Annotated in this window: 12 protein-coding genes; 8 read left to right on the forward strand and 4 right to left on the reverse strand. The window is 32.1% G+C overall.

Annotated features, from left to right (window positions below):
- Positions 1-46: 46 nt before the first annotated feature.
- The 3 genes from V6624_RS07635 to xrtF are packed head-to-tail and all read right to left on the reverse strand — an operon-like array spanning position 47 to position 1464.
- Positions 47-445, reverse strand: a complete 399-nt coding sequence (locus V6624_RS07635; protein ID WP_111288326.1) for an HYC_CC_PP family protein — start codon at positions 443-445, stop codon at positions 47-49.
- Between the two features lie 46 nt (positions 446-491).
- Positions 492-938: an exosortase F system-associated membrane protein gene (locus V6624_RS07640; protein ID WP_111288538.1), complete on the reverse strand. Its 447-nt coding sequence runs from the start codon at positions 936-938 to the stop codon at positions 492-494.
- Positions 928-1464 carry an exosortase family protein XrtF gene (xrtF, locus tag V6624_RS07645; RefSeq protein WP_111288328.1) on the reverse strand — a complete coding sequence of 179 codons (537 nt, stop codon included), beginning with the start codon at positions 1462-1464 and terminating at the stop codon, positions 928-930. Before xrtF ends, V6624_RS07640 begins: the two co-directional genes overlap by 11 nt.
- Positions 1465-1534: 70 nt before the next feature.
- Here xrtF and V6624_RS07650 point away from each other — a divergent pair, with 70 nt between their 5' ends.
- From V6624_RS07650 to V6624_RS07665, 4 genes are all read left to right on the forward strand, one after another.
- Positions 1535-1990, forward strand: a complete 456-nt coding sequence (locus V6624_RS07650) for a GAF domain-containing protein (RefSeq protein ID WP_338841459.1) — start codon at positions 1535-1537, stop codon at positions 1988-1990.
- 33 nt (positions 1991-2023) lie between these two features.
- Complete coding sequence (locus V6624_RS07655; RefSeq protein WP_111288332.1) at positions 2024-2719, forward strand: hypothetical protein; 696 nt, start codon at positions 2024-2026, stop codon at positions 2717-2719.
- Positions 2720-2896: 177 nt separating this feature from the next.
- Positions 2897-3163 carry a 30S ribosomal protein S15 gene (gene rpsO, locus V6624_RS07660; protein ID WP_111288334.1) on the forward strand — a complete coding sequence of 89 codons (267 nt, stop codon included), beginning with the start codon at positions 2897-2899 and terminating at the stop codon, positions 3161-3163.
- 179 nt (positions 3164-3342) lie between these two features.
- On the forward strand, positions 3343-5478 hold the full coding sequence (locus V6624_RS07665; protein WP_338841460.1) for a polyribonucleotide nucleotidyltransferase: 2136 nt from the start codon (positions 3343-3345) through the stop codon (positions 5476-5478).
- A gap of 70 nt (positions 5479-5548) precedes the next feature.
- Here the strand turns inward: V6624_RS07665 and V6624_RS07670 are convergent, their stop codons facing one another.
- Positions 5549-6148, reverse strand: a complete 600-nt coding sequence (locus V6624_RS07670) for a CDP-alcohol phosphatidyltransferase family protein (RefSeq protein ID WP_111288338.1) — start codon at positions 6146-6148, stop codon at positions 5549-5551.
- 102 nt (positions 6149-6250) lie between these two features.
- On the opposite strand from V6624_RS07670, the gene V6624_RS07675 reads away from it, so the two are divergent.
- From V6624_RS07675 to V6624_RS07690, 4 genes are all read left to right on the forward strand, one after another.
- The gene (locus V6624_RS07675; RefSeq protein WP_111288340.1) at positions 6251-7213 is read left to right on the forward strand and encodes a hypothetical protein; all 963 of its coding nucleotides are present in this window, start codon (positions 6251-6253) and stop codon (positions 7211-7213) included.
- Between the two features lie 149 nt (positions 7214-7362).
- Entirely contained in the window at positions 7363-8106 is a 744-nt protein-coding gene (locus tag V6624_RS07680; RefSeq protein ID WP_111288342.1) for a hypothetical protein, read from the forward strand.
- A complete protein-coding gene (locus V6624_RS07685; protein WP_338841461.1) occupies positions 8107-10887 on the forward strand; it encodes a TonB-dependent receptor in 2781 nt (926 codons plus the stop codon).
- A gap of 4 nt (positions 10888-10891) precedes the next feature.
- Entirely contained in the window at positions 10892-12118 is a 1227-nt protein-coding gene (locus V6624_RS07690) for a DUF4249 domain-containing protein (protein WP_338841462.1), read from the forward strand.
- Positions 12119-12124: the final 6 nt, after the last annotated feature.

A 12124-nucleotide genomic window follows, 5' to 3' on the forward strand; every position in this document is an offset into this window, starting at 1 on the left:
AATACAAAGTCTTAATCAAGACTTGCATTGCATCTTAACATTAAAATCAGGAATAGAAGATATACTGATGATATAACTTAAATAAGGGGGGCGCATTCGCATCAGCATAATACGAAAGAACTTCTTTCTTTTTAAAATTTGGAAGTTCTAAAAAGACAAGAGGTTTGTAATCCTGTATAACTGCTGGGAAAGCAAATTGGAAAAAGAAGAATTTGATCGTTGCATCGTCTGATTTCTTTTCGAAATGAACAACTTTATCTTTGCAGCAAGAGTTCTTTTTCTCTTTAGAACCACAGCATTTTTTTTCAACGACAGGTTCTGCAGTAGTTTTTAAAGAAACCGAAGCAATTTTTCCGCCACAATAATGTACGTCAAAAGCAAACCCAATATTGGAAACCAATAGTAGGAGCGCTAAAAAGAGACCTGTACACTTTTTCAAATTCATATTGCAAAGCTATTCAAAAACCAGCGATAAAAAACTAAAACAAATGTTATTTTTTAGAATTTTGAAGCTGATAGTAAAATCCTGGAATAAATAATAGCACCAAAACAGGCTGAATTATAAATCTTCTAACGTAGAAAAGAAGCCAGCTTCCGTCTGGAAAAAATTCGAGAATTATAAAAAATGCTCCCAAAAGTATTACCAGAAAAAAGATATACATAAACAAGCTGACTTTCAAAATATCTCGATCTCGAAATAATGCATAAATCAACAAAAGAGATAAAGCTGAATTTAAAAAGTAACGAGAAAATAATCCGAAGAAAAGCTTAAGATTTTCAACTGGAGGATAAGGAATAGAAAGAAAATCGGCGCTAAAATAAGTTACAAAAGGATCATAAAACAACTTCCTTTCAAACATCCTGATTACAGCAAAACATATTACAACAATTACAGCTGTAAGGATTTTAAACTTATTATGTTTTAATTTATTTAGCATATTTTGAAAATCTATTGATCCAGAAAATCCATAAAATAAAAACATATCCGTAAATAATCAATGGAAACAAAACACCGTGAAGAAACTTATTCTTCTCTGGAAAATAATACATTAGCACAATCAAAAGTGCAATTCTAATAATATTAAGAATATAAAGAGACACAAGTCCTAAAGCTATAAACAGTAAAGTCTTTTTTATATTTCCAGAAAAAGCAGCGACAAACGACACAAAGAGAATCATTACGCTAACAGCATTGCAACCTTCAGTGATTCGGGCGATATATCTATTGTTCAAAAGAATATCCAGCCACGGATTTTGAGAGCTTTTTTGAATTATTATATCATAATTAAAAAGCTCTAACAATTGTTCTGTATTTCTTCCAGCAATTACAGTTATGCCATCAAGATCTTCGGCTTGATAACTATTCAAATAAAATTTGTAAAGCAAAGTAAGGACAATATATGTCAGGAAAAAGATGCTAACAAAAATCAAAAATGGCTTAAACTGAACTAAATATTTTTTCAAGAGATTTTTTTTTCAAATTTATATATTTTTTGAGTTCAGCTTTAAATACTTTTGTATAAAATTTTATATCATGACATTTCAAGAATTACAACCAAAGATAAGTACAATTGTCGCTGACAATGAAACAAATAGAGACGGAAAATTATTAGCAATCTGCCAGCTTTTAAACGAAAATGTAGAGTATTACAATTGGGTAGGCTTTTATTTTGCCAATCATGATGCCAAAACTTTACACTTAGGACCGTATGTTGGTGCAGAAACAGATCATACTGTTATTCCATTTGGAAAAGGTATTTGCGGTCAAGTAGCAGAAAGCAATGCTAATTTTGTTGTGCCAGACGTTAAGGCGCAAGACAATTATATTGCTTGCAGTTTGACTGTGAAATCAGAAATCGTAGTTCCTCTTTTTGTGAACGGAGTAAATATTGGCCAAATCGATATTGACAGCCACGTTATTGATCCATTTACAGAAGCTGACGAAAGGTTTTTAGAATTTGTAAATCAAGAAGTTGCTAAATTATTCTAAAAACGTTATATTTAGAATAAAAAATAGAACTGAATGAAAAGAAACATCTTCATCTTTTTGCTTCTGATAATTTCAGTTAATCTGCCTGCGCAAATTAATATGGTTTCTAAAAAAATCTTTTTAGATTCTTTAAATCGCGAATGCACGCCAGACAATTATGCTTACACAAGAGTAATTACCAATTATTCTCAAAAAAGCGTACGTTATGTTGTGACGGACTTTTATAAAAATGGCAGAAAGAAAATGACCGGCTCAACTTTAGATCGTGATGTTCTAAAAAAAGACGGAGAGTTTATTTGCTACTATAAAAATGGAGGGAAAGAGTCTGTCATAAATTATTCTGAAGATCATAAAACCGGAAAAGAAATTACTTGGTATGAAAATCAGAGTAAAAAGTGTGAAAAGCAGAATGTTTGGGACCCGAAGACAAAAAAACTGCAAACTCTAATTCTTAACTGCTGGGATGAAAATAAAAGTCAAACCGTAGTTGATGGAAATGGAGATTATGAAGAATCAGATAAATTTGGAACCCAAAAAGGAACCCTTAAAGACGGTTTAAAACAAGGTGTTTGGGAAGGAAATGATATTTTGCGAAAAATTACATTTGTTGACAACTATAATAAAGGAATGCTAATTTCTGGCGTAAGCACGGATGAAAACAATGTCAAATTTTCTTATTCGTCTTTAAGTGAAAAGCAATCAGGAAAAAAAGCTCAGAAAGTAAAGTAAAGAACAACTGGAATCAGACAGAAAAAAGCTAATTTAAATTGTTAAAAATAAATTTCTTAGCCCTAATTTTTAGATTCTTTTATTTTTTTTTGATTTTTCTGATTTTTTAATCTAATTTTGCACCCGTCTTACAAAAGTTGTATTGACATACATAAAAATCATTAAAATAATATTGGAATGTATTTAAGCAAAGAAAAGAAAGAAGAGATTTTCGCACAACACGGTGGTGCAACAAACACTGGAAGCGCAGAAGGTCAAATTGCATTGTTCACTTATAGAATTTCTCACTTAACTGAACACTTGAAAAAAAATCGTCACGATTACAACACTGAGCGTTCTCTTGTCCTATTAGTAGGTAAAAGAAGAGCTTTGTTGGACTACTTGAAAAAGAAAGATATCAACAGATATCGTGAGATTATCAAAGTATTGAATATCAGAAAATAATCAATATAGAAAAGAGGTGCGAAAGTGCCTCTTTTTGTTTTTACATTATAGCTATTTATAATAAGCATATTACAAGAAAAAAAGTTTGGTTTTTCATTGGGTTTTAGATAACAACAACTACACACAACAACACTACAACACAACTAAAACCCATTGTATAATCAATAAGGAAAAAATTTATGATTCCACAATTATTTGTAGAAAAGATCGATTTAGGTGATGGCAGAAGCATCACAATCGAGACAGGACGTTTAGCTAAACAAGCTGACGGTTCTGTAGTAGTAAGAATGGGCGACACTATGATTCTTGCAACAGCAGTTTCAGCTCGCACATCAAACCCAGGCGTTGATTTTTTACCGTTAACGGTAGATTACCGCGAAAAATTCGCAGCAGCAGGTCGTTTCCCAGGAGGTTTCTTTAAGAGAGAAGCACGTCCAAGCGACAGCGAAGTATTGACAATGAGATTAGTTGACCGTGTATTGCGTCCGCTTTTCCCAGACGATTACCATGCTGAAACACAAGTTATGATTCAGTTAATGTCTCATGACGAAACTGTTATGCCAGACGCTTTAGCTGGTTTAGCTGCTTCTGCAGCATTAGCAGTTTCAGATATTCCATTTTACAACTTAATTTCTGAAGTACGTGTAGCACGTATCGACGGAAAATTAGTAATCAACCCAAGCAGAGAAGAATTAGAAAAATCTGATATCGATATGATGATTGGAGCTTCTATGGATTCTGTAGCAATGGTTGAAGGTGAGATGAAAGAAATCTCAGAAGCTGAAATGATCGAAGCTATTAAGTTTGCTCACGAAGCTATCAAAGTTCAAATTCAAGCTCAATATCGTTTACAGGAAGCTTTTGGTAAAAAAGAAATCCGCACTTACGAAGGAGAGAGAGAAAACGAAGAAATTTACGCAAAAGTAAAAGCTGCAGCATATGATAAAATCTATGCTATTGCAAAAGTTGGTTCTGCAAAACACGAAAGAGGCGCTGCATTTGCTGAAGTTAAAGAAGAAGTAAAAGCTTTATTTACAGAAGAAGAATTAGCTGCTGATGGGGATTTAGTTTCTAAATATTTCTACAAAACAAACAAAGAAGCTGTTCGTAATGTAGTATTAGAATTAGGCGTTCGTTTAGATGGTAGAAAAACTACAGACATCAGACCAATCTGGTGTGAAACTGATTATTTACCAAGAGTTCACGGTTCTTCTTTATTCACACGTGGAGAAACTCAAGCTTTGGCAACTGTAACTTTAGGAACTTCTAGAGAAGCAAACCAAATCGACTCGCCTAGCGAGCAAGGTGAAGAGAAATTCTACTTACACTATAACTTCCCTCCTTTCTCAACTGGTGAAGCAAAACCATTAAGAGGAACTTCAAGAAGAGAAGTTGGTCACGGTAACTTAGCTCAAAGAGCTTTAAAAAATATGATTCCTGCAGATTGTCCTTATACAATTCGTGTTGTTTCTGAAGTATTAGAATCTAACGGTTCTTCTTCTATGGCAACAGTTTGTGCTGGAACAATGGCTTTGATGGATGCTGGAGTTCAAATGGTGAAACCAGTTTCTGGAATTGCTATGGGATTAATTACTGACGGTGAGAAATTTGCTGTATTGTCTGATATCTTAGGTGACGAAGATCACTTAGGAGATATGGACTTTAAAGTAACTGGAACTGCTGACGGTATTACAGCTTGCCAAATGGACATCAAAATTGATGGTCTACGTTATGACATTATGGAGCAAGCTTTGGCTCAGGCTCGTGATGGACGTTTACACATTTTAGGAAAGTTAACTGAAACTATCGCTGCGCCAAGAGCTGACGTAAAAGCTCACGCACCAAAAATCATTACCAGAACTATTCCTGGAAACTTTATTGGAGCATTAATTGGACCTGGTGGAAAAGTAATTCAGGAATTACAAAAAGCTACTGGAACAACTATCGTTATTAATGAAGTTGACGAACAAGGTGTTATCGAAATCTTAGGTACAGATCCTGCTGGAATTGAAGCGGTATTAGCAAAAATTGCTTCTATTACTTTCAAACCAGTATTAGGAGAAGCTTACGAAGTAAAAGTAATCAAAATGCTAGATTTTGGAGCTGTAGTAGAATATACTGCTGCACCAGGAAACGAAGTATTGCTTCACGTATCTGAACTGGCTTGGGAACGTACTGAAAACGTTGCTGATGTAGTTAAAATGGGAGATGTTTTCCAAGTGAAATACTTAGGAGTTGACCCTAAAACTAAAAAAGAAAAAGTGTCTAAAAAAGCACTTGTTCCAAGACCTCCACGTGAGGATAAAAAAGAGTAATCAGATCTTAGTTTACTAAAGGTTTATTCATAGAAAACCCCAATTCTTAATCGAATTGGGGTTTTTCAGTTTAGTTAAAAAGCTTATTTTTTTTGAATGGAATACCTTTTCGAATCAAATAGGCATGATAACAACTTGGCACATCAAATGTCCATTTGGGCAGAATTAAAATAATTAATAAAACATCAATATGCCCTATAATTCCAAAAATAACTGCCAATGAAAAAGTTATTCCTGAATACCCAAAGCCAATCATTCCGACAAATGCCAACAGTAAAGTTATACCCCAAAATTTAGAAAGAAGAGCATGCGTACAGGTTTCTTTTCCAAATTTCAGAAAACTAAAAAAATAAGTCATTGCCTCCATTATAAAAATTACAGCGATTGCAACTGCATTTTCTTTTATTATTTCAGGATTCAACAGCCAAGAACACCAAGCCACACAAAGCCAAAACACCAAATCGGTCTGACTATCCATTCGACGAAGCTTCTCAGACGAAATACTTAATCGACGTGCAACTATTCCATCAAAAATATCAGATAATAATCCAAGAAAGATTAAAACAACTAATTCTTTTCTGAGTTCACTGCCAAAATTATAAGTCAATAGTATTAAAACTGGCCCAAGCAAAAGTCTAAAGCCAATAAGTAAAATAGGTAGGTTTTTCATAATTACGTTTTTTAAATTTCACGAACAAACTTATTGCAGTTATCGCATTTAATTTTGCAGTAATCAATAAAACAAATTCATATATTTGTGATTATCGCAAATATGAAACACCAAGAATCATTTTTAAAAGCTATTCGGAATAAAATTCCACAATCAGTTTCTATAATAGAAGAAGTAGCTTCTGTTTTAGAAATTAGTTACGATGCTTCTCATCGCAGAATATCTCAAAAAAGTAAATTTTCAATAGATGAAACCGTCAGACTAGCTGATCATTTCAATATTTCTTTAGATAAATTATTTTCAAAGAAAGAAAAAGTAATTGTAGAGAAAACAATTGAAATTACAACGATGAAAGATATGTTGGAATATTTCAAATCATCGGCAGAACAAATTGAAATATTAACCAAAAATCCCAAAACAACTCTTTATTATTCTGCAAAAGACATTCCTTTATTTTATTTTATGGAAGGAACGATTCTTTCAAAATTCAAAGCTTTTGTTTGGATTAATCTTTTAAATAATAATCAAAAAAAAGTCTCATTTGAAAACTTCGTAATCGAGGAATCTTTTTCTGAATATATGCAGAAGCTAAAAAAGGTTTACGAAAAGACAATTGTCAACGAAATTTGGAATGACACAACTATAAACAGCAGTTTACAACAGATTTTATATTTCTATGAAGCTGGCCTGCTTAGTTTAAATAGTGCAAATGCATTATGCAAAGACTTAAAACGAATTGTGAATTTAATACAAGAAAAATGTAACAACTCACAAGATAACTTTTCGATTTATTACAACGAACTCATATTATTAAACAATAATATGCTTATCGTAACAGATCAAAAACTAACCATGTTTATTCCATATACATTGTTAGGGTATTTTATTACCGATAATGAAGAAAGCTGCAAAAACGTTCATCAGTTTTTTAAACAACAAATTCAAAACTCAATACCGCTTAAGAAGTCTGGCATAAAAGAGCAAAATTTATTTTTTAATCGAACGATTCGAAAAATTGAATACTACATCGAAAAAATAAACTCGCAAGTGGATTTGCATTTTTAACGTAAAATATACTTTAAGTATAATTTTCACCCAATTCAACCTAATAAAATAAAATTTTTATTACATTTTAACACTATAAAGTGATTTTTATAACATATTTTTAATACTTTTGGAACCAATCAATCCAAAAACAAAAAATCACATTTCCTTTGAAAAATCACCAAAAAAAAGCGATTTATATATCGCTATTTGCAAGCCTATTAAATATATCGTATCTGTACTCACAATCTGCTGAAAAATCTTCATTATACGATTACTTCGACCAAACAGTCGGAAAAGACAATTTAAATATTAACAACGGAATAGTTCATAGCGAACCTTTTCGCCCAATTGCTGGTAAAAGCAGGTATTATACTGAAGAGTTTAATATTGGCGACATCAGTTTTGAAGGTCAGATTTATTCTAATGTTAATCTTAAATACGACATTTTAACTGACCAAGTTGTTTACAAACAAACTGGATCTTCAGAAAACTTACCGATTAATCTAATCAGTGAAAAAGTTGATTATTTTTTCATTAAAAACAAAAAGTTTGTCAACATAAAATCTGACCTAAATAAAGTTAATGATATTGCTCCAGGTTTTTATGAAGAAAACTACGCCGGCGACAACGTCTCTCTTTATATTAAACATTATAAAGAAAAGGTAAAAGTCTTCCAGTCTGACGGTGTTTACTACAATTTCATCTATAAAATCAATTACTTCCTAAAGTACAACAACCATTTCTACAAAGTAGAATCGGAGAAAGATTTCAAGAAAATTTTCCCTGACTATAAAAAAGATATCAGCACTATTTATAATACTGATAAAAAATTAGAGCGTTCCGATAAGATGAAATTCATGGAAAATCTAACAAAACAAATCAATGGTCTTTTAAAAAAAAGTTCTAATTAAATGAAAAAAATTACTCTTATTCTATTTTTAATTGCCTTTCAACAAATAATTTATTCTCAAGTAATCAGCGACAAAATAACGGTTGAATTTAAAAATGCAAATATAAAAACTGCCATTCAAGACATCGAAAAAGTATCTTATTTCAAATTCTATTTTGATGAAAAATGGCTAGAAAACGACAGCACTTCAATATCTAAACAATATAAAGAAGTTAGAATTGGTGAAGTTTTGGAAGATGTTTTTCAGAACACAAGCTTCAACTTTTACGTTTCAGAAAACAAAGTTATAGTTACAAATAACAGTATCATCTACAGTCAATTGCCTGATGATTATTTCGGAATTCCTCTTGAAAGAGACGAAAACGGAATGATCAGCCCAATTTTCTATCAACAATATGATTCGATCAAAAAGACCAATTCAAGAAACCCAAATAAAAATATTAGGGATATTGTTTTAATTGGTAAAGAAGTAAAAAATCAGAAAAAGAAAACTTATACCTTATCTGGTATTATTAGAGGCGGAAAAAACAATGCTGGAATTGCTAATGTTTTAGTAAAAATACCAAACACAGAATATTCTGCCACAACTGATAAAAAAGGATATTATAGTCTACAAGTTCCAGGAGGCTTAAATGTTGTTGAAACGGAGACATTCTCGTATAACAAAGTGACTAAAAATATCATGGTTTATAACGATGGATCGTTGAACTTTTCGTTAACCGAAGATATAAATCAGCTTGATGAAGTTTTAATTAAAACAAACAAAAGTAAAACTGCAAAATCAGCAATTACTGGTGTAACTACGATTGATGCTGAAGGAATTAAAAATGTTCCTTTGGTGCTAGGCGAGCGTGACATTCTTAAAGTGGCTTTGACAATGCCTGGAATAAAAACTGCTGGTGAAGGTTCTGCTGGATATAATGTTCGAGGTGGTAAAGAAGATCAAAACTTATTCTTGCTTGACAATGCTACGTTGTACAATCCGTCACATTTCTTCGGCTTTTTTACAGCTTTAAACCCTTATACAACTAAAAAAGTTGACATTTATAAAGGTAGTATTCCAGCTGAATTTGGAGGAAGATTATCTTCTGTTTTTGACATTACTTCTAAAACTGGAAGTTTCGATGAGTTTCAAGGTGAAGGCGGTATTGGGCCAGTAACCAGCAATTTAATGCTTTCTACTCCTGTTGTAAAAGGAAAATCTAGTTTGGTTGTAGGAGGAAGAGCAACTTATTCTGATTGGATTTTAAAAAGCTTAGATGACGAAAACTTGAAAAACAGTCAAGCTTCTTTTTATGATTTCATTCTAAAATACAATCATAAAATAAATGCCAACAATGATATCGAATCTACGCTTTACTATAGCCATGATAAATTTAGTGTATCATCAGATTCATTGTATAAATACAGCAATAGATTAGCGACTTTAAAATGGAATCATACTTTCAACGAGAAAAACAAAGGTTCTTTGGTTGTTACTAATAGCGAATACAAATTCAACATTGACTACGAATCTGAAGGGGTTAATAATTTTGATTTTGGCTATAAAATCAATGAAACTCAGGCGATGCTGAAAATGAATTATTTATACAACGAAAAGCATAAATTCAGCTATGGTCTTTCGACAAAATTATATTCTGTTGACCCAGGATATTTGAATCCTAAAAATCCTGAATCGACATTAGTTCCTGTTGATGTTGAAACAGAAAAAGGATTAGAATCTGCGGCATATATTGGCGACAATTTTAAAATAAGCGACAAATTCTTGCTTGATTTTGGTTTACGATATTCCACTTTTGCTGCTTTAGGGAAATCTACTCAAAGAATTTATGAAGATAATGTTCCTATTAGTGATGCAACTGTTATTGATACAAAAACCTATGGTAATAATGAAGTAATTAAAAGATACGGAGGTTTAGAGCCTAGAATTGCCGCTAGATATTTCCTTACAGATGATTTCTCGGTCAGAGCGAGTTATGATAAAACTTATCAGTACATTCATTTATTATCAAATAATACAACGCAATCTCCAACAGACATTTGGAAACTTTCAGATTTAAATGTTAAGCCAGAAAGTGCGCAACAAGTTTCTTTAGGTTTCTACAAAAATTTAAAAGATGGCGATATTGAACTTAGTTTAGAAGGATATTACAAGAGATCTAAAAATATCTTAGACTACAAAGTTGGTGCTGAATTATTATTGAATGATAATATCGAAACAGAACTTTTACAAGGCGAAGGAAAAGCTTACGGAGTCGAAGTATTAGTAAAAAAACAAGTTGGTAAATTAAATGGATGGCTTGGATATACGTATTCAAGATCTTTAATAAAACTTGACAGTCAGTTTAACGAAGAAAAAGTAAACAACGGCAAATATTTTGCTTCTAATTTTGATAAACCACATGATTTTAGCGCTGTTTTAAACTACAAGTTTACAAAACGTTATAGTTTTTCAAGTAACTTTACTTATCAAACAGGAAGGCCTATTACCTATCCAATCGGTAAATACGATTATGGAAACGAGCAATATACGGTTTATAGTGATCGTAATAAATACAGAATTCCTGATTATTTCAGACTTGATATTGGCTTGAACATCGAAGGAAATCATAAAATCAAAAAGTTAGCACATAGCTTTTGGAATATTTCAGTTTATAATGTGTTAGGGCGCAATAATCCTTATTCTGTGTTCTTTGTTACAAAAGAGGGACAAATCAAGGCCTATAAAACATCTATTTTCTCTATTCCAATTCCAAGTATTACCTATAATTTCAAGTTCTAAAATCATGAAAAATTTTGCATATAAAATCACTCTTTTGTTAACTCTTGTATTTGCTGCAAGTAGTTGTACTGAACAGTATGTTTTTCAGAATAATGATTTTGAAAGTGCACTTGTAGTGGAAGGAACTATTACAAATGAGCTTAAAAATCAAACTATAAGACTTTCTCAGGTTTATCAACTTGAAGAAAGCGGTCCTAAACTTGAAAAAGGAGCAAGTGTATCTGTTTCTGATGATCAAGGAAATGTGTATCAATTTGAGGAAAAAGATACGCTATATTCATCTATAACTCCTTTTAAAGCAGAACCTGGTAAAAAATACCAATTGAAAATTAGAACAAGTGCAGGAAAAAACTATACTTCAGATGAACAAGTTTTAACTACAGAAACCAAAATTGATAATATTACAGCAACCGCAACAACCTTTAATGGACAAAGAGGCGCCCAGATTAATGTAAACAGTTTTGATCCAAGTAATACTTCTAAATATTACAGATATGAATATGTAGAAACTTATAAGATTGAAGCCCCTTTATGGAGTCCTTTTGAAACAAATGTTATCGATGTACCGGCAGTTCCAGCAAATCCAGATGAAGATTTCCCTGGTTCTCCTGCGAGGGAAGATATTATTATAAGCCTGAGAAAATATGAAACCCAGACATGCTATTCTACTAAAAAATCGAATGAAATAATTCTAAACAACACAAATAGTCTTAGCGAAGACAGAGTGAATTTCCCTGTACGTTTTATTAGCAATCAAAACTATATAATCACACACCGCTACACCATTTTTGTAAAACAATATGTTCAAAATTTAGCGGCATACACTTATTATAAAACTTTAAAAGATTTATCAAGTTCAGGAGGTGTTCTCTCTCCAAAACAACCAGGTTTTTTTTATGGAAATATAAAATCTGTTGATAATCCAGATGAAAAAGTAATTGGCTTTTTTGAAGTTTCTTCTGTCTCTTCAGAAAGGATTTTCTTTAATTACTCAGATTTATTCCCTAATGAACCATTACCTCCCTATTATGAAAGCGATTGTTATATCCGAGAATATACCGACTGCTTAGGTGATCCGCCATGTAGTGGCACACAATTACGTTCAGCAATTAGAGGTCGTGGCATAGTGTATTTATCTTCTAGCGGGCTTAAGTATTTTATGGTTAAAGCTCCGTGTGGAGATTGTACAACATTTTCATCTAATATTGTTCCTCCTTTTTGGGTAGAATAAATTCTA

It is taken from the genome of Flavobacterium ginsenosidimutans, assembly GCF_037478105.1.
Lineage (GTDB): Bacteria > Bacteroidota > Bacteroidia > Flavobacteriales > Flavobacteriaceae > Flavobacterium > Flavobacterium ginsenosidimutans.